Genomic DNA, 18,548 nt, shown 5'->3' on the forward strand with positions numbered 1-18,548 from the left:
ACTTCGGTCGTACGGGCCCCTTTGCCGTGCCCATCGCGCACACTGCGTGCGTGGATTCCCATGACCTGGGCGCGGTGGGACGTCGGCCGCTGCCGGCGAAGCCGGATCTTCCGGACCTGGCGGCTGCGCATCGGCGTGGCCCGGCCGATGCCGTCGAGGCGCGGTGGCGGCAGCTGGCGCTGGCGTGGCAGTGGCGTCGCGAGCGGCAGGAGGTCCTCCGGCCGGGGGTGGGCTACCCGGGCATCGTGCACCTCATCGAGGTGGCCCACGCGGAACGGACGCTGCGGCAGCTGTATCCGTACACCAGCCACTTCGCCCTGCACCTGAGCAGCTGCACCCGGTACCCGTACGCGCTGCGGGTGCCGAGCGTCCTGTCTCGGCACGACGGGCGCTTCCAGGTCTTCGTGCCCCGCGTCGGGACCCTCCTCGGCGAGACCGACACGGCGGAAGCGGCCGTCGCCCTGGTCGTGGCCCACCTTCCGGCGGGACTCGGCCCGGCCGTGGCCGGCACCGCCGACGATCTTTGCCGATGACGGCCTTCGCGTGCCGATGACGGTCTCTGTCAGCGATGTCGGTCTACGTATGCCGATGTCGGTCTCCGTATGCCGATGGCGGCCTTCGTAAGCGTGATGACGGCCTCCGAAAGTGTTCGACGCCGACGGCCCATTCCCCCGCGTGACCCTCCCTCCCCTATTTGTCATGCCGCTGAGCAAATTAGTACGCCGTCGGGGCGAGGGGTGAGGCATGTCTGGAGACGTCAGTCGCAGAACCGTTCTCGGTGCCGGGCTCGGTGCCGGGCTCGCGGCGTTACCGGGGCTGCCGGGAGTGGCGTGGGTGGACGGTGGGCAGCCGGGGCCCACCGACCCCGGCGCGTACATCTCCTTCACGGGCGGAGCGTTCTCGCTGGTGGGCGCGCCGGTCGTGGTGTCCCCGGAGGACCACCTCGGAGTCGTACGGGTGGCGGGCGACCTCCGTGACGACCTCGAACGGGTGACGGACGTACGGCCCGGTGACGGGATGGCCCGGGAGGTCGTGCTCGTCGGGACGATCGGGCGCAGCCCGCTGATCGACGGCCTGATCGCCTCCGGGAAGCTGGATGTCACGGGGGTGCGGGGACGGTGGGAGACCTCCCTGCAGACCGTCGTGGAGCGGCCGATGCCTGGCGTCGACCGGGCCTTCGTCATCGCGGGCAGCGACCCCCGCGGCACGATCTTCGGCGCGTACGACGTCTCGTACGGCATCGGCGTCTCGCCCTGGTACTGGTGGGACGACGTACGCCCGGTCCACCGCGACGCGCTCCACGTGCTGCCGGGACGGCACACGCAGGGCACCCCCGCGGTGAAGTACCGGGGGATCTTCATCAACGACGAGAACCCGGCCCTCGGGACCTGGGCCCCCGCCTTCTTCGGCCCCGGCAGGGCGCCCGGCCACGACGGCGGCTTCAACGCCGACTTCTACGCGAAGGTCTTCGAGGTACTGCTCCGTCTGAAGGCGAACTATCTGTGGCCGGCGGTGTGGGGCCGCGCCTTCGCCGAGGACGATCCGCGCAACCACGCCCGCGCCAAGGAGTACGGGATTGTCATGGGCACGTCCCACGAGGCGCCCATGATGCGGGGCATCGAGGAGTGGAACCGGCACGCGGTACCCGCCGTGCGCGACAGCGCCGCAGCCGTCGTCACGCCCGGCCATGACCCGTACGGCGGTACGGGGGAGTGGTCGTTCCGCCGCAACGCCGACGCGCTCAAGGCGTACTGGCGCGACGGCATCCGCCGGATGGCCGACCAGGACTTCGAGGGCGTCGTCACCCTCGGGATGCGCGGAAACGGCGACACCAGCCTGCCGGACGGCGACGGCGTCGAGCTGATGCGGGAGATCATCGACGCACAGCGGACGATCATCGCCGAGGTGACGGGCCGCGACCCGGCCTCGGTCCCCCAGGTGTGGACGCTCTACAAGGAGGTCCAGCGGTACTGGGACCGCGGGCTGCGGGCCCCGGACGACGTCACCGTCGTACTGACGGACGACAACTGGGGCAACATCCGCAAGCACCCCGACCCGGCCGAGCCCGCGCGGCCCGGTGGCTACGGCCTCTACTACCACTTCGACTACGTGGGCGCGGGCCGCAACTACAAGTGGGTCGACACGGCCAACCTGCCCAACCTCTGGGACCAGCTCCACCAGGCGCACGCGTACGGCAACCACGGGCTGTGGGTGACGAACGTCGGCGACCTCAAGGGCAACGAGCTACCGACCGAGTTCTTCCTCGACTACGCCTGGAATTCCGGCCGTTGGGACGACCCTGGCGCGCTCGGCGAGTGGGAGAGGCGGTACGCGCGGCAGAACTTCGGCGCGCGGCACGCGACGGCGATCGCGGACGTACTGGCGACGTACGGACAACTCCAGTCGCGCCGCAAGCCGGAACTCCTCAACCGCCGGATCACCCTCGACCCGGCATCGGGCGCGGTGGTGTACGACGACCAGGCAACCCCCTTCTACGGCCGGGAACTCGAGCAGGTCACGCAGGAGTGGCGGACGCTCGCGGCACGGACCGGGCGGATCGCGCGACGGCTGCCGGACTCGGCGCGGGACGCGTGGTTCGAGCTGATCGGCTACGAGGTCGAGGCGACGGCCAACCTGTACGAGCTGCGGGAGGCGGAGTTCACGAACCTGCTCTACGCCGTCCAGGGCCGGGCGGCGACGAACGACCTGGCCGCGGCGGCGGAGGCGGGCCTGGAACGGGACTTCGCCCTCGCCGAACGCTTCAACCATGGCGTCGCGGGCGGCAAATGGGCGGGCTTCCAGACGCAGCCGCACATCGACTACGGAGATGTGGCGCGCTACGGCCCGAACGCGAGCTGGCAGCAGCCGGAGCTGAACAACGCGGCACTGCCGGACGTCCTGTTCCCCGCGGTGCGCCGCATCGAACTGCCGCCGGGCGCCGAGCTGGGGGTGGCGGTCGACGGCTCCCCGGGAGCGGAGGCGGTGCTGAGCCCGTACCGGGCGGGCCCGGCGCCGTATATCGAGGTGTTCAACCGGGGCCGGGACGCCTTCGACTACCGGATCGAGGCCTCGGAGCCGTGGATCACCGTGGACCGTCCGCGCGGGAGAGTCCGTGACCAGGCGCGGGCGGTGGTGAAGGCGGACTGGTCGCGGGCACCGCACGGTCGTACGGGGGCCCGGATCACGGTGAGCGGCGCGGGAGCCTCGGTGGTCGTGCCGGTGATCGCCGATAACCCGTCCGCCCGCGGGCTGCGGGGATTCGTCGAGGCGGGCGGGTATGTGGCGATGGACGCGGAGCACTGCGTACGGGCGGTGGGCACCTGGCGGCGGATCGACCGGATCGGCCGCACCGGGGCGGGCATGACGCCGTACCCCGTGACGGCCCCGCGCCGGACGCCGGGCGGCACGGCCTCCCCCCGCCTGGAGTACGAGGTGAGTCTGTTGAGCGCCGGCACGGTGACCGTGTGGGCGTACCTGTCCCCGCGCAACCCGGCCCTCCCGACGGGCGGCCTGCGCTACGCGCTCTCCTTCGACGACGCGCCGCCGCGGACGGGCGACATCCACGCGGCCACGGGAGCCGACGACGGCCTGATGAACAGCCAGTGGGCCCGCAACACGTCGGACAACGTGAACGTGACGTCGACGCGGCATGCGATCGCCGCTCCCGGCGTGCACCTCCTGAAGTTCTGGATGGTCGACCCGACGGTGGTGCTGCAACGGCTGGTGATCGACACGGGTGGGCTAAGGCCGACGTACCTGGGCCCGCCGGAGAGTCACCGTGTGGACCGGGGTGTCACCAGGTGACCGGCAAGGCCACCGGACCGCGGATCATCGTGCGCTGCCGGAAGGGGACCTGATCGGCGGGTACGGCGAGACGCAGCCCGGGCAGGCGTTCGAGCAGGGTGTCGATCAGCAGCTCGATCTGCATACGGGAGAAGACGGCACCCGTGCAGAAGTGCGGCCCGTTGCCGAACGACACATGGGCGCCCGCGTCCCGGTCGAGGTCGATCCGGTCGGGGTCGGGGAAGACGTCCGGGTCGCGGTTGGCGGCCAGGTAGGAGACGTAGACGGCGTCGCCGGCCCTGACGAGGGTGCCGTGGATGTCGACGTCCTCCGTGGCGATGCGGGGCAGGCCGACGGCGGCGCGGTGCGGGATGTAGCGCAGGAGTTCCTCGATGGCCGCCGGGCGGGAGGCGGGGTCGTTGTGGAAGCGTTCCAGCAGGTCGGGCCGGGTGAGGAGGAGGTAGAACATCTGGCCGCTGTTGTTGGTGATGGCCTCGCCGCCGATCTGGAGCGGCCCGGCGACACTGATCGCCTCCTCCAGGCCGAGCTCGCCCCGCCGCACGGCACCACCGAGCAGGGACAACACGTCCTCACCGGCACCGGCACCGGCATCGTCGCCTTCGCTGTCTCGGCGCTCGCGGACGGCCTCCCCGATCCACCCGAAGAGCCCCTTCTTGGCGTGCTCGGAGGCCTCGGCGCCGCCCGCCGTGGAGATGATCTCCCGCGTCCAGTCGTGCAACTTCTGCCGCTCGTCGACGGGTACGCCCATGACCTCGCAGACGACGTTGATCGGGAAGGGTTCGAGGACCCGCTCGATCAGGTCGGCAGGGGGGCCGGCCGCCACCATCCCGTCCACCAGGACGTCGAGCATCTCCTGGGCACGGGGGCGCAGGCGCTTCACGGCGCTCACGGTGTAGGCGTTCGAGACGGCGTGCCGGAGCCGGTTGTGGTCGGGCTGATCGGCCCAGGCCAGGGCTCCGGGCCGGGGCGCGAAGTGCGGCGCCAGTCGTGTGACCTGCCGGACGGAGGCCTCCCGCCGGCTGAACCGGGGGTCGTTCGTGATCATCTTCACGTCGTCGTAGCGCGTCGCCAGCCACGCCCAGCCCTCCCCGTACGGAAGCCGGATCCGCGTCAGCGGCCCCTCCCGCATCAGCTCCGCGAGCACCGGCTCGAACTCGATGGCGTTCAGCTCACCGGCGGGCCAGTCCCGAACAGGGGGAAGGGGCTGCTCGGGCCGCTCGGGGAGTGTGACGGTCTCTTCTGCCATGCGTTCAGCGTCGTCGGGCGGGGGTGGGGTGTCGCGGGGGAGTGCTCCAGACGGAGTGATGGTGCGGTGGTGGTGTAGTCCATGGACTGAACGAAGTCCCGCATGGCCTGGTACCGGCGGGAGCCGCCCTGCTGCGCGTCGTCCGCGGCGATGGTCATGGCGCTCGCTCCTCGTCTGACGTCAGAAGCCCAGGTAAGTGATCTGAACGACGTAGACACGTTCGCGGCGTAGGACGACCTGATAGGTGAACATGCCGCCAGGGACGATGATGTCGCCGCCCTTCGGATCCGTGCCCTGATGGGTCCGGCCGTGGATGTGGGCGGCTTCGGCTGCCCTGACGAGCTCGTCCGCCTTCTCTTCCACCCTGGTGAGGAAGTTGGCGGGAGCGGTGCGGGCGGCTTCTTCCGCACCGAAGGCGTACTCCCACTTCCAGCTCAACCGCGCACTGCCTTCATGGCGTCGTCCAGGACGGTGCCCAGCTCCCGCAGGGCTTCCTGGGCGGTGACGGGGTCCTCATGCTCCAGCTTGCTCTGCGCATGGGCGAAGCGGGCGGACAGGTCTGGGCGGCGGGCGATCTCGATGTCCCTGGCCCAGATCAGGACCCAGCTCTGTACGGGGCTCAGGGACTGCCACTCGACCGCCTTGGCGAAGGCTTCGTCCTTCGTGGCCTGCATCTCCTCCAGGCGGCCCGGGGCAACGGTGGCGAGAGCGGCGCGGAGCGCGTCCGGGTTCTGCTCGGGGCGGGGGATCAGCTCGTGTCCGTGGTCGGCCAGTGTGCTCATGGTGTCCTCCAGGAGTGCCCTGGCCAGGGTATCCGGCTGGGGCACTGGTGAGGGCGAATCCTGCGTCGCCACTGTGGCGGACTCCGGTGCAGGAATCTCACGTCCAAGGAGCCGGCCGTGCTGCCGCGGGACCTCCTTCGGACTGCAGTCGACGGGGCGGGGGCGGCAAGGATCGGCATATTCAAGCTGCGCGACCTTCATTGCGTGAGGATCGACATTCACGGCAGCGGCCGGGGCCGGGGGAGCGGAAGGCGCGGTCGCAGCCCTCGCAGTTCTGGAGCGGATGCCGTACGTCCGGGGGCGGCGCGGGCACGCGGAACGGCGGCGGAGGCGGCAGCTGCGCGGCGAGTCGATGGGCGAGAAGGGCGGCTGGGCGGCGCAGGTCTTCGGGTGGCAGGTCCGTGGTCAGTGCGTGTTGTACGGCGGTGAGGGTGAGGTCTCGTTCCAGCCAGGCGGCGACGCCGGGGGCGAGGTGCTCGGCGTCGGTGACGGAGAGGAGGAGGCGGGGGTCGTGACGGCGGAGGCCGGCGAGGAGGTCGGTGGCGGTCCGGAGGAGAGCGGGGGAGGCGTGCGCGGGTCGGGGCACGGTAGGGAGGAGCTTGCGGGGCGGGGGTTCGGCTGGGCCCGGGCGTCGGATGGGCCTGCTGGGGGTGTCGGCCGGCGTCCCGTGATGTCCGGGCTGATTGCAGGAGACGGTGCGGGTGACGATGCGGCCGCCGGGAGTGCGTTCGCGGGTGCGGCGGAGGTAGCCGTGGGTTTCGAGCTCGCGCAGGGCGGCGGCGATACGGGTCGGGCCTTCGGGGAACCGGGCGGCGAGGGTCTTGATGTCGACGCGGGCGCCTGTGGGGAGCGACTGGATGTAGACGGCGAGCCCGATCGCGAGTCCTGAGAGCTCCGGGTGCTGGGCGAGGTGGTTGCCGATCACCGTGAAGCGGGTGGTGTGGCGGGTGTTGTCGTGGATGACGCCACTGGGACGGGCGTGAGCGTTCTGGTGGGTGTGGTTTTTGCCCGCGATACGGGACTGGGCGCGCGGGGGCGCGCTAGGGTTCTGGGTATCCATCGGGAAGCTCTCTTCTTCCTCGGTGGTCAGGCCCTCGCATTGGGATTGCCGTCCCGGCGGGGGCCGTCGCATGTCTGCCGCATGTCTGCGGTTGTGCTCTGTCGCGCTGAGCGTAAGGCAGGCAACCGGTCCCGAATCCACCCGAGTTGGGCATATTCACTCGCGGGAGTGAGTTTGCGCGGCGGTCACCGTTTCGGCGGGCGGGCGGGCGGGAGGGGTGGGGCTTGGCGGGGTTCTTTCCCTCTCGTGTTTCTTGGGGAAGATCGCCGGCCGCACCGGAACACGCTCCGCCGTGCTCCGGTGACGCGAGATGGAGTTCGGCTCGGACGGGCATGCTCCCTCATATGAGTACGGGCACTCATGTGCCATCTCCTGCCCTGGGGTTGAGTGGAGCCATGCTCTTCCTCACCGGCCTCGGCGACTGGCCGAGCCGCTACTCGGAATGGCCCGATTCCGGTCACTCCCTGCCAGAGGCTGCCTGTGGACTGTCACAGCCGATAGCTAGAGTTGCTGGTGAAGCTTCGGCTGTTTTGGCTGTACGGGGGAGAGATTGTGTTGCCGAGCGATAGTGGGGCGGCGCCTGGACCGTCGTCGTGGGCGTCGGGTGTGTTCGACGCGGCGCAGAACGCGATCGGTGATGTGGTCACCGAGCTGTCGTCGTTCACGAAGTTCCAGAAGCGCGTCGACGACCTGATTCGCGACCTCAAGGGTTCGGCGGCGGGACCGGGCGAGGTGGGGCAGGAGCAGCTGGCGCGCCACCAGTTCGGCGGCGGAGCGGGCGAGTGGGCGGAGGCATCCGGACTGTTCACCTCGTACGAGACGGTGATCACGGAGCTGGAGAGCCTGTCGAAGCTGCTGTCCGACTCCATGGAGGGCATGAACATCGCGGTGCTGGCCTCGCACAAGGGTTACCAGAACATCGATCTGGACGTGCGCGACCGTATGACGGCGATCAGCGCGGAGACGACGAAGCACTACGGGGGGAGCTACGACCCCGCGCTGCCGAAGAAGACCCACGAAGGCGGCACCGGGTCGAAGCCGGACCAGACACCTTCAGGCGGCGACTCGGGAGGCACGATCTGATGTCCGGCAAGGGGACCGGCGACGGTACGTCTTTCGAGGGCATGAGCCACGAGCAGATGCTCGCGTGGCTGGACCAGGCGAACGCCGGCACGGTGCAGGGGGCCGCCGACCGGCTGATCGCCGCAGCCAAGGAGATCCGCAAGATCGCGGAGGAGCTCAAGGTCCGTCCGCAGTACGTGGAGTGGAAGGGCGAGGGCGCGGACGCGTTCCGCACGTGGAGCGGCGACCTGGCCAACTCGACTTTGCGCTTGGGTGATTTCAGCGAGGGCGCCGCGAAGTGGCTGGGCGAGGCCTCGGGGGCGATCGCCACGGCCCAGGCGTCCATTCCGCGCGACAAGGCCGGCGCACAGGCGAACCTGGACGCGGCCCAAGCGGCGCACAACGACCCGGACGCGGCGACGGTGAGCAGCAAGTCCGCAAGTGAACTCGCGGCGCTGGCAGCGGACAAGGAGAAGGTGCGGCAGGAGGCGGCCGCGCAGATGCGGAAGCTGGGCCAGACGTACTCGCTGTCGGCCACGCAGCTGGACGGGCTGGAGAGACCCAAGTTTCCGCCGCCGCCGAAGGCGATTCAGCCTGATCCGGACAGTGTCTGGTCAAACGAAGTCGTGTCGACCGGAGGCGGTGCCACCGACACGCCATCCAGCAGACACACGGTTCCCGCTTCGTTCTCCTCCGGGGCGCCGAGAACTGCGGCCGAAGCCACTGGGCGCGGAGGAGGGATAAGCCATGAATCCGGCTCGCTCGGGACAGTTGAACGATCGCGCCCCGAAGCCTCGGACCATGTGGGCGTGAAGATCGACGGGACGCAGGCACTGCCGCAAGCGCCCTCAGCACCTTCCGTGAGTCCGGCCGGCCTGCCGAGCGGTGGCAGGGCTGACGTCGGTGGCTCGCCACCCACGGGGACGATTCCGCCGATGCCGAGTGGCGTGCCGGGTTCGCCCGCACGCCTGACGGGGCCGGAGCGCGCGACGGCCGGTGGCCGTCCTTTGGTTCAGCCCAGGCGTGGGCCGGAGGGACCGCTCTCCCGAGGCGTACGGGGTATCGGAGGTGTGGCCGAGCCAGGGAGCTCGACAGGCACGGCACGTCCGATAGTCGGAGGTCGTCCTGCGGTCCCTCTGGGGCGCGGGAAGGCAGTCGCAACTCCCGGGCGGGCGCCGGGCAGTAGCGACATTGTCGGTGGCCGTCCCATGTCACCGGCTGCTGCTCGGCCCGCCCGTGGGCTGCCGCGCGGCACCGTCGTGGGGGGTGAAACACCCAACACGCCTGGTCGCGGTGCTAGCGGCCCAAAGCCCCCTGCCGGTGCCGGTGCAGCGCGTAACGGACAGCGCGTGACACCTGAGCTGCGGGGCACGGGAACCGGTCCAGAGAGCGGCGTAGTGGGTGGCCGCCCACAGCCGCAGAAACGCTCGGGAACCGGGCCGTTCACCCGCGGTGGGTCGGGATTGGTGCGGAACCAGGACTCCGATTGCGCTACGCCTACGTCGAGCGCCGTCGGGCGTACGGGCGCGCCGCCGAACGGTTCCCGGACATCGAACTCGCCGAGACGGAATAACGAGCGGGACAAGAGGGCCGGCAACCGAACCGAGGAGCAGGAGTCCGGAAAGCAGAATGGCCGCTTGGAGACCTAGCCACCAGAAGCCGACCGACCCTGCACAGCAGACCCAGAGGAAGCAGATGCCTGCCAGCACGATAAGGAAAGCCCGCCTTGGGAGTGCCGTCTCCGGAGCCGTGGGCCTGCTGTTGGTGGGCATTGCGGCCACGCCCGCCTACGCGGAGTCCATCCGGGAGCGAGAGTGGCACCTTACGGCCATGAAGGCCGAGCAGATGTGGCAGACCAGCACGGGCAAGGGCATCACCGTGGCCGTCATCGACTCGGGCGTGAACGCCGACCTGCCCGACCTGAAGGGGCAGATACTCCCCGGCATGGACGAGGCACCGGACTCACCCGGCGACGAGCACACGGATTACGAGGGGCATGGAACCGGGATGGCCCTTCTGATTGCCGGCACAGGCAAGGCCGACGGAGGCGCTGGCACTTTCGGCCTCGCACCGGGAGCCAAGATCCTCCCGGTACGGACACCTGATAGGGGATTGGACGGCGTCCGATACACCAAGGAGTTCAGCGAGACCGTGAGCCGCGGGATTCGCTACGCCGCCGATTCTGGTGCACAGGTGATCAACATCTCGATGGCAGTGCCCGAAGGATCGGAGCAACTCACCGCCGCTGTGAAGTACGCGCTGGAAAAGGGCTCGCTGATCTTTGCCGGCGTCGGAAACAGCGGCAGCGAAGACAAGGGAAACCCAGTGGAGTACCCCGCCGCGACTCCGGGCGTGGTCGGCGTGGGCGCGGTGGGCAAAGACCTCCGCAAGACCACCGAGTCCGAGTACGGCCCGCAGGTCGACATTGCCGCGCCTGGTGAAGAGATGTACTCCGTATGCCCGAACGGCGCGGGCTTGTGCCGCTCCCACGGCACCAGCGACGCCACCGCCCTGGCCTCCGCCAGCGCCGCCCTCATCTGGTCCAAGCACCCGACCTGGACCAACAACCAGGTCCTGCGCGTCATGCTCAACACCATCGGCGGCCCTACGGACGGCGCCAGGCGCAATGACTCCATCGGCTACGGCATCGTGCGCCCCCGCGTCGCCCTGCAGAACCCCGGTGACCCGGGCCCCGCCGCCGAGTATCCCCTCCCTGACCTCGCGGCCGCGGACTCAGCATCTCCGTCGGCAGAGGCCACGGGCCCCAACGGCACAAGTGCCAAGTCGAAGGAGAACAGCACCGCGGCCGCGGCTTCCGCCGAAGACGGAGGCAGTGGCCCCTTCTGGATCGGGTTGGGCGTCGGTGCTGCCGTACTGCTCGGCGGAGCCGTCACGGCTGTGGTCGTCGGCAGGCGCCGGCACGCCAGGGGCACCTGAGTACGCGTACTCACGCCTGATGGTTGTCGGTACGGATGAGACGCCTGACGAGGTGACGCTACGGTATTGCGTGATCACCGCAGCATTGCTGCCGCACGTTTACATGGGTTCGTCGGTGTACGGCGAGACACGGGGGAGGGACCACGCATGGCGTGGGAGGAGTGGGAGCAGCTCAAAACCGCAGCGGCTGAGCGGAACTCGGCCCGGATGCAGCTGAACCACGTACCGATGGATCCTGGGGGTGCCGGCGGCACGCTGGTGTCGAACAGGCCGGCCTGGGCTAAGGCCGGGGAAGGCGTCGGATCACTCCGTGAGGACATCGGCAAGGTGCTGGGGAAACTGGCGGACGGCCAGAAAGGCCTCGGCAAGGACTCAGGTTGCCTGACCGCAGAGGCCCAGAAGGACGTTTACGGCTCGTGGGAGCGCTACGTCCGGGACGTGAGTGGGCGCTGCGGGAAGTTGGCGGGTTTGCTGGAGAAGACGGGCAATGCCCAACTGGCGACCGACGAGGCGGTTGAGGTCGAGATCGGCAATCTGAAGGTCGAGTACGCGGACACGCCGGCTGTCGGCGGCCAGGCCAAGGGGCAGTGAGCACAGGCATGGACCTTGCAACGCTCAAAGCCCTCAAACCGACCGAGTATTCGGAAGCGGCTGACGGATACCGCAGCACGTCCGACATGGCGAGCGCGGCCAAGGATCGCATCGACAACCAGATCGCCGTGGCCATGAGGAACTCCCTGAAAGGCGAGGCCGCGACCGCGGCGATCAATCAGCTGACGGAACTGGGCAAGAACTTCCACTACGTCCAGGTCGAATGCGGTCTCGTCAGTACGGCTCTCGAAGCCTTCTCGTACGAGGTGGGAGCGGCCAAGAGCAAGCTCGACGCGGCTCTTGAGGGCGCACAGGCAGCGAAACTCACCGTGAACGCCGACGGCTCGATCACCTATCCGCCGGCCGGCGAGAAGGGCGAGGACGGCAAGACTCCCGAGGGCGGCACAGTGAGCGGCCTGACGGATGGGACCGCCTCCGCGGTGGGCCGTCAGGCGGCCAACTTCGACCCCAACCCCCATCACCGCCTCGCGCAGGACTACGCGGACCAGATCGCCGCTGCCCTCAAGGAGGCGACGGAGGCCGACGAGAAGTGGGCGCCGAAGCTGCGGGCGCTGAAGGCGGACGACGATCTGACCGTCTCCGACAAGGACTGGGCCGACGCTTCCTCGGACACGAAGGGTGTGAGCGAGGCGGGCAAGAAGTATCTCGACTCGCTGCCGCAGCCACCCACGAACGGCAGCCCGAAGGACAACGCGGGGTGGTGGAAGGGACTCAGTGCGGAGGAGCAGGCCGCGTGGGTCTCCATGCATCCCGACTCCGTGGGCGCGCTCGACGGGCTGCCCGCCACGGTTCGGGACGAGGCCAACCGCATCGTGTTCGACGAGGTACGGGGCGAGATGCAGACAGAGCTGAATTCGATACCGGCGCCGCCGCTCAATGAGTGGACCTGGATCAGCGCCGGGGGCTATGCGTCCAAGGTGCATACCGATGAATGGATGGATTGGTACAACAAGTACGGGGATCGGTACGATCACCTCACCGCATCCCTCAAGGGCATGGAGTCGATCCAGACCCGCTTCGACGCGACGGGTAATGGTGGGCTGCCCGAGGCGTACCTGCTGGGGTTCAACGCGGACGGCAATGGGCGGGCGATTGTCGCCAACGGGAATCCCGACACCGCTGATCATCAGGCAGTGTATGTGCCGGGCACAACATCGAATCTGGGCAAAATCGACGGCGATATCGGCCGAATGACGGACCTGTGGCGTGTGGCCAATACCGAGGCACATGGCGAGTCTGTTTCTACGATCACCTGGCTCGGCTACGACGCACCTCAGAATCTCGTCAAAGACTCGCCGTTCGAACACTACGCATATGACGGCGCTCCGGCGTTCCGCGACTTCATGGACGGCCTTGACGCATCACATTCCGGTGATTCGGATCCGCACCGAACTGTGATCGCTCACTCGTACGGAACGACCCTTGTCGGCGCCGCGGCCCAGACGGGGCAGCTCAACGCCGATGATGTTGTCCTCGCAGGCAGCCCCGGCGTCAAGGTTTCCCACGCAACGGACCTGGACGTCCCCGCGGGGCACGTGTGGAACGAGGAGGCCGACGGAGACCCTGTTCCGGACATCGGTCGTTTCGGCCACGGTGGGGATGGCTGGGTCGTTCCCAGTGATCCGAGCTTCGGCGCCAACCAGATGACCACGGATACCGAGGGCCACAGCGGTTACTGGGATGCGGGCTCCGACAGCCTGCGGAACCAGGCCCGGGTCGCGGTCGGAAAGGGTGACGACGTAGAGCTGAAGCCGCCGCCGGACCCCTGGGCGCATGTGAAGTAGGAAGCATGGCTGCCCGGCCAACAGGCCGGCCCGTGTCCCGGTTCGATCAAACGAGGTCCCCGATTTGAAGACGAAACTGGGCGCAATCGCGCTCACTCTGCCCATCGCCCTTGCGACCCTCACCGGATGCAGCGTGACTGACACCAAAAATTCCGACGACATCCCGTCTTCCGGCGTCAGCACGTCAAGTGACGCCGCCGAGCATGCGAAGAAGACTTCCAGCGATCTGTACAACCTGATCGACCTCAAAGGGAAGGCATCCGACACTGGGCCGGGAGTCAAGGAGTGCGGAAAAAAGGACCCGGATAAATACTTCCAGATCTTCCATTCCTGGTCCTTCACTCCGACCTCGTCCCAGCAGCTCGAGGGTGCAATGGAACAGCTGAAGTCAAAACTTCCCAAGCATGGCTGGAAGGTTGTCGAATACGGACCGGACAGCAGCCGGAACAAGAACCTCAGCCTCACGGCCGACAACGACACGAAGAAATTCAGCGTAAAAATCGTCTACCAGGCCAAGGACAATCCGTCGAACCTCAGCTTCTTCGTCGTATCCGGCTGCTATCAGGTTCCGGACGGCCAGAAGATCGAGCAGTTCTGATACGACCCGGACAGGTGGGCACGGCCGTGGGTGGTCATCAGGACACAGCCACTGCCACGCCCGTGCATGTCCCAGAGCTCGTCGTGGGCCCGGCACAGGCTGTGCTCCCAAAGGCGAGGAGCGGCAGAACCCCATCAACGATGGCCGTCCGAGGCATTGGGAGGGGCACTCAATCCCTCCGCGCGCGCATACTTAGGCAGGTTGATCCGATGGGCTTCTTCGACAAGTTGACCGGCACCAAGTACCCCGACAGCGGTGTCGTACTGGTGCCGGCCGTAGAACTCCGGGCCGCGCTGCTCGCGCTCAACGGGCCGGATGTGCCGTTTCGCGTGCGCAACGCCCTCCCCAAGGAGAAGGCCGATCTGGTCGCGGAGTGCCGGATCCGGGAAGTGGGCGTGGCCCTCAAGACCCGCATGCGCCTGATTCCGGAGAAGCACCAGGTGCGTTTCCTCGACGAGCGGTGGGAGAACCGTTCGTCCGACCATGCCGATGCGCAGTACGGACGTGGGCACGCGCCCGCGGTGTACCGGCAGTGGGAGACCAAGCAGGGCCCCGACGGCCGCCGGCGCAAGGTCGAGACGTTCCGCTTCGATACCCGGGAGATGACGGACCCTCTGCGGAACGTGGTGCTCGGCGCCGGATGGACCTGGCGGGGAGTGCTCAAGCTCTGAGCGTTCGGTGAGACACCGCAACGAGCTTGAAGTGCGCATAACCGGGGTGAGTGGGAAGTCGGCGGAGGTTGAGCACACGTACTCATGCTCGCGGTGCGGCCGCTGCGGACGATGCTGGACATGACACAGAGAAACACCGGCTTCGGGCAGCGCCGCAAGGCGATCAACGTCTTGGCCGCGGTGCTGGCCTCCGACTGGCCCGGGAGTGGTGTGGAGGCCGACGGTTCCGGCTGTTACTGCCGGGGGTTCAGCAACCTGTCCAAGCAGCTGAGCGACTCCCCGCCGAGTGTGCCGGGCGTGGTCGACGTGGACAGTGAGTGGGCGCTCGAGGGGGTCTCCTCGGCGCAGGCGAAGGCAGCGCTTCGGCGGGCGAGGGGCGAGTTGGCCCGGCAGGGGTGGAAGGTCACCTCGTACGAGGAGAGCAAGTTCCGGAACGAGCTGAGCACGCGGCCCCCGGGGACCGATGACACCGTCACGGTCGAGGCGTACCCCGGTGACCGTCTCATGGTGCGTGCGTATGCCGAATGCGCGCGCTATCCGTCGGGCACTCCCATGGGCGCGTACGGCGACCCGGAGCTCCCGAGCCAGCAGGCGCCCCTCCAGTTGCGCCGCTGAGACGCCTCAACGGGCGTGCGGAGCATGTGTTCGTAGGCGGGAGCCGGGGCTTAGGGATGCCCCTTGGCTCAGGCGCGGCGCATGATGCCGTTCTCGGGTGAGACGAGCCAGCGCGGCGAGGGGGCCGACCTGGCACGCCGCCCCGCGCAGGGTCCAGGCTGACTCTGCGCAGGGCTTTGAAGGTGACCTTCAGCAGGGCGTTGGCGCGTTCGGCGACGCTGTGGATGCCCCGGATCACCTTGTTGAACGTCTTCTGTTCGAGGAGCAGTTCGCGGCCCTCGGGACTATTTGACCGGGTGGTGGTATCCGTCGCCGGCTTTCTCGTGGCCGAGGTCGGTCAGAGTCGGGATGTCCAGAGTTGCGGCGCGCCGATGCGGCCGGTACGCAGCTCGACCCGACCGCGGCGATCGAAGTACGCGAGGATCTCCTCGTCCTTCATCGGTTGTTCTCGTAGCGGGGCAGTTCCTCGGGAAAGTCGCGGGGATCCTTGCACTCGGCCAGTTTGTAGGCGCGTTTGGTGAGTTGATAGGTGAAGTCCGTCAGGGCCTGCCGCAGTGGCACGCCCGTGGCCTTGGCAGGTCCGTGGATCCGGGCCTCTCCGACGACGGCATAGGGCTGGGAGGCGTTGTAGGAGGGGACACTTGGCGGAGCACAGGGCACGTACACCGATGAAGTGTCCGCACCGGGATTGACCTGAGCCAGAGCTTCTATGTTGCCGACAGAGACGCGGATGATCCGATTCTGGCCCCCGGACCCTCGATAGTAGGCGAGCCATTTCTCACGCGAGGTGGGCTGGACCCGGGCTTCCCCGGAGAGGGACGAGTCATTGCTGGTGGTGACATAACACCCGAAAGTAATCCCACCCCCCGCGCCCTGGCTGGCGGAGCCACTGTCGGCCGATCGCGCCGACGGCAGAACGCTTTTGACCATGTCCCGTTCGAGAGTGCCTTCACACATTTTGCCGGGGAGCAGATAGAGACCTTTGTTCAGGAAAGTCCATCCGGCGGCGCAGAAGAGCCCGAGAACCACTAGGAACAGAAGGACGACTCTTGTGTTCCGCCAAGAAGTAAGCGGCGTCGGGCTGTTCTGTGACTTCCCCACTAGGGACGCTCCTTCGTGTTGCTCCGGTACTCACTACTGGCGTCCCAGCCTGCGTTGACGGCGTTGCGGACGAGATCGTCGGTGCCGTCCTTGGGCAAGTTCACATGGTGCCGGGCAGCGCGTCGTCAGTCGACCATTGTGCTTGTTGCGAACCGCGGAAAGCAGTGTGCCGGTCGGCAGCGATCAGTTTGGCGTGCAGCACGCCTACGGACGCCACCCGGTGTCAGACGGCCACCTTGGGCGACAGCGCCGCGAACGCAGCCGATGTCTGAGCGGACTCCTCGAGCAGGAGGCCCACCTGGACGCGTCGGCCGACCGCCTCCGGTCTCTCCGTCACGACATCTTCCACTCCAGCGGCCGCGAAGCTGGAGGTCAGCAGCGAAGTGCTTGCCGAGCGAACGACCTCCGGGGCGGCCCCGCCCGTCAGCCGGTCGGGGGGCTTCTAGACGGCGGCGAGGGTCGGCGCGAGGCCGCTGCCGGGTAGGTCGGGGCTCTCGGAGCGCCAAACCTGAGCGATTGCCCTCAGCTGATCGGACAGACCTGCGGCCGATTCGACGGCGATGAAACGGTCTGGAAGCGGGTCGTCCGGACCGGTCGCTGTTCCCGGAACGAGTTCCCACGCGACGCCCGATTCTCGGGAAGCCTGTCGTACGGGGCCTGACTCGGCGCCCGCCACGGTCTCCGGACCGCTGTTCCGACGCCGGGGCCGGAGGCCTCGCTCTCTCCTTCGGAGACCCACCCGTCGGCGCCGGCCTCGCTCTGGCCGAGGGTGGCGCCGGATCCGACACCGGCCCGACCAACTGGACGTCGCCCATCCACGCAAGCCGTCGGTGATCCGCCTGGTCCTGACCGCCACCGCGTCCCAACACCCCGCCGTCCTGGGCGACTTCCGGGACTTCGTGCACAGGGTCCGCCCGGACACCGGCGGGGAATCGGCATAGGTTGACTTCATGGGACTCTTCGACAAGCTGACCGGAACCAAGCGCCCGGCCGACGATGTCGCCCCCCGATCCGCCGCCGAGGTCCGCGCGGCGCTGTTCGGGCTCAATCGCTCCGATGTCCCGTATGTCATCCGGGACGGCCGCGCGGAGGGCGCCGAGCTGGTGGCGGAGTGGCGGATGCTGGAGCCGGCCTGGCAGACCTTCTTCGCCCGCAACCAGGTGAGCCGCGTGTTCCAGGTCCGTATGCGCCTGGTCCCGGAGAAGAAGGAGGTGCGCTCCCTCGACCAGCAGTACGAGGTCACCTGGGTCGGCGGCACCCCTAGCCTGTCCATCTCGGCCGAGGTCCAACGCGGTCAGGTGCGGACGGTCTCGAAGCAGTGGACGCTCGGCGGGGGCGAGGACGGTGGCCTCGAAGTGACCGAGACGTTCAGCTTCGACAGCTCCGAGCTCAAGAACTCCCTGCACGACGCCGTTCTGGGCGCGGGGTGGACCTGGCGCGGAGTCATCACCGGCAAACTGTGAGGTCGGCGGGACCCCGAGCAAGGGGTACTTCCTTGAGTACCGGTTGAGTACGCACGCTCATGCCGCCCGCCCACGTCCGGCGACAGGCTGTCGCCATGAGCGTCACACAAGGTCCCGTACGCGTCGTCAAGCCCCGCGATCTCGCCGACTGGCCCGTCTTCGCCGGGCTCGCCCGGTTCTTCTGGGGGTGCGCGGCTCTGCTGATGGCCGTCGTGGCCGGCTTCTTCATCCTCGTGACTGTGATGAACTCGGCGGACTCGGAGGGATGGCGTTCACCCTGGCCGATCCTGCGGACACCGGTCACGCAGCTCGCAGTGGCCGCTGTCGTACTGGGCGGCCTCTACTTCGCTCCGGGCTTTCGCCGCTTGGCCCGAACGACCCGGCTCGCCCTGCTCGGGCCCCTGGCCTGTGCCGTACCCGTGTTCGTCGTCCTGTGGTCCTGTGCCGTCGCCGCATGATCCCGAGCCCGCTTCGCGCGGGATCCTCGTTCATCGGCTGTGCCGGCGCCGCCCACCGCGCGGCGGGCGTCACGTACTGTGCGCGGACTTCCACTCATCGTCACAGTTCGTCCCGGTCGGCCGACTCAAGGCCGACCAGGGCGACCTCCGTCGGGGCACGCAGGCGGCAAGGGTTTGACCTGCGTCACTCAAGGGGTACGATCCTCGGCTCGATTGGCCAGGCCCCCGCCCCGTATGGCAGACTAACGGGGTTGCTCGGTCGAGTGCCGATGCTGCGCGCCTCCCGTCGGGAGGACCGGAAGCGAGTCCCACAGTACTCGTCGCCTCAACTGCCGTAAGGCAGCGCTGGGGCGGA

The 18,548-nt window shown here is 68.4% G+C and carries 17 protein-coding genes and 1 pseudogene; 12 read left to right on the forward strand and 6 right to left on the reverse strand.

The genetic code is table 11. From position 1 onward, the window contains the following. The first annotated feature begins 50 nt into the window (after window positions 1-50). A complete protein-coding gene (locus ACFZDJ_RS32555; RefSeq protein ID WP_391064142.1) occupies window positions 51-533 on the forward strand; it encodes a DUF6193 family natural product biosynthesis protein in 483 nt (160 codons plus the stop codon). A gap of 211 nt (window positions 534-744) precedes the next feature. After that, a complete protein-coding gene (locus ACFZDJ_RS32560) occupies window positions 745-3,804 on the forward strand; it encodes a glycosyl hydrolase 115 family protein (RefSeq protein ID WP_391064145.1) in 3,060 nt (1,019 codons plus the stop codon). On the opposite strand, the gene ACFZDJ_RS32565 is transcribed toward ACFZDJ_RS32560, so the two are convergent. The 4 genes from ACFZDJ_RS32565 to ACFZDJ_RS32580 all read right to left on the reverse strand — a co-directional run bounded on the left by ACFZDJ_RS32565 (window position 3,794) and on the right by ACFZDJ_RS32580 (window position 6,892). Next, window positions 3,794-5,050 (reverse strand): cytochrome P450, encoded by a 1,257-nt coding sequence (locus ACFZDJ_RS32565; RefSeq protein WP_391064148.1) that lies wholly within the window; start codon window positions 5,048-5,050, stop codon window positions 3,794-3,796. The two genes, ACFZDJ_RS32560 and ACFZDJ_RS32565, sit on opposite strands and share 11 nt — an antisense overlap. Before the next feature lie 180 nt (window positions 5,051-5,230). After that, window positions 5,231-5,488, reverse strand: a complete 258-nt coding sequence (locus ACFZDJ_RS32570) for a hypothetical protein (protein ID WP_391064151.1) — start codon at window positions 5,486-5,488, stop codon at window positions 5,231-5,233. Then, a complete protein-coding gene (locus ACFZDJ_RS32575; protein WP_390935008.1) occupies window positions 5,485-5,832 on the reverse strand; it encodes a hypothetical protein in 348 nt (115 codons plus the stop codon). Before ACFZDJ_RS32575 ends, ACFZDJ_RS32570 begins: the two co-directional genes overlap by 4 nt. Before the next feature lie 181 nt (window positions 5,833-6,013). Continuing rightward, window positions 6,014-6,892 (reverse strand): helix-turn-helix domain-containing protein, encoded by an 879-nt coding sequence (locus ACFZDJ_RS32580; RefSeq protein ID WP_391064154.1) that lies wholly within the window; start codon window positions 6,890-6,892, stop codon window positions 6,014-6,016. 606 nt (window positions 6,893-7,498) lie between these two features. On the opposite strand from ACFZDJ_RS32580, the gene ACFZDJ_RS32585 reads away from it, so the two are divergent. From ACFZDJ_RS32585 to ACFZDJ_RS32620, 8 genes are all read left to right on the forward strand, one after another. Next, the gene (locus tag ACFZDJ_RS32585) at window positions 7,499-7,975 is read left to right on the forward strand and encodes a hypothetical protein (RefSeq protein WP_391064157.1); all 477 of its coding nucleotides are present in this window, start codon (window positions 7,499-7,501) and stop codon (window positions 7,973-7,975) included. Then, window positions 7,975-9,603 carry a translation initiation factor IF-2 gene (locus ACFZDJ_RS32590; RefSeq protein WP_391064160.1) on the forward strand — a complete coding sequence of 543 codons (1,629 nt, stop codon included), beginning with the start codon at window positions 7,975-7,977 and terminating at the stop codon, window positions 9,601-9,603. Before ACFZDJ_RS32585 ends, ACFZDJ_RS32590 begins: the two co-directional genes overlap by 1 nt. A 46-nt stretch (window positions 9,604-9,649) precedes the next feature. Continuing rightward, complete coding sequence (gene mycP / locus ACFZDJ_RS32595; protein WP_391064163.1) at window positions 9,650-10,891, forward strand: type VII secretion-associated serine protease mycosin; 1,242 nt, start codon at window positions 9,650-9,652, stop codon at window positions 10,889-10,891. A 147-nt stretch (window positions 10,892-11,038) separates the two neighbouring features. Further along, window positions 11,039-11,482: a hypothetical protein gene (locus ACFZDJ_RS32600; protein WP_391064166.1), complete on the forward strand. Its 444-nt coding sequence runs from the start codon at window positions 11,039-11,041 to the stop codon at window positions 11,480-11,482. Between the two features lie 8 nt (window positions 11,483-11,490). Next, entirely contained in the window at window positions 11,491-13,287 is a 1,797-nt protein-coding gene (locus tag ACFZDJ_RS32605; protein WP_391064169.1) for an alpha/beta hydrolase, read from the forward strand. A 64-nt stretch (window positions 13,288-13,351) separates the two neighbouring features. Then, on the forward strand, window positions 13,352-13,885 hold the full coding sequence (locus ACFZDJ_RS32610) for a hypothetical protein (RefSeq protein WP_391064172.1): 534 nt from the start codon (window positions 13,352-13,354) through the stop codon (window positions 13,883-13,885). Window positions 13,886-14,094: 209 nt separating this feature from the next. Further along, window positions 14,095-14,556 carry a hypothetical protein gene (locus ACFZDJ_RS32615; protein WP_391064175.1) on the forward strand — a complete coding sequence of 154 codons (462 nt, stop codon included), beginning with the start codon at window positions 14,095-14,097 and terminating at the stop codon, window positions 14,554-14,556. A 120-nt stretch (window positions 14,557-14,676) separates the two neighbouring features. Next, window positions 14,677-15,171 (forward strand): hypothetical protein, encoded by a 495-nt coding sequence (locus ACFZDJ_RS32620; protein ID WP_391064178.1) that lies wholly within the window; start codon window positions 14,677-14,679, stop codon window positions 15,169-15,171. Window positions 15,172-15,313: 142 nt separating this feature from the next. Here the strand turns inward: ACFZDJ_RS32620 and ACFZDJ_RS32625 are convergent. Then, window positions 15,314-15,545: pseudogene (locus tag ACFZDJ_RS32625) on the reverse strand (transposase family protein); the annotation flags it as partial. A 61-nt stretch (window positions 15,546-15,606) separates the two neighbouring features. Then, entirely contained in the window at window positions 15,607-15,837 is a 231-nt protein-coding gene (locus ACFZDJ_RS32630) for a hypothetical protein (protein ID WP_391064181.1), read from the reverse strand. A 1,385-nt stretch (window positions 15,838-17,222) separates the two neighbouring features. On the opposite strand from ACFZDJ_RS32630, the gene ACFZDJ_RS32635 reads away from it, so the two are divergent. After that, window positions 17,223-17,735 carry a hypothetical protein gene (locus ACFZDJ_RS32635; RefSeq protein ID WP_391064184.1) on the forward strand — a complete coding sequence of 171 codons (513 nt, stop codon included), beginning with the start codon at window positions 17,223-17,225 and terminating at the stop codon, window positions 17,733-17,735. 95 nt (window positions 17,736-17,830) lie between these two features. Then, window positions 17,831-18,193, forward strand: a complete 363-nt coding sequence (locus ACFZDJ_RS32640) for a hypothetical protein (RefSeq protein ID WP_391064187.1) — start codon at window positions 17,831-17,833, stop codon at window positions 18,191-18,193. Window positions 18,194-18,548 lie beyond the last annotated feature (355 nt).

The organism is Streptomyces sp. NPDC007896 (genome assembly GCF_042959425.1).
GTDB lineage: Bacteria > Actinomycetota > Actinomycetes > Streptomycetales > Streptomycetaceae > Streptomyces.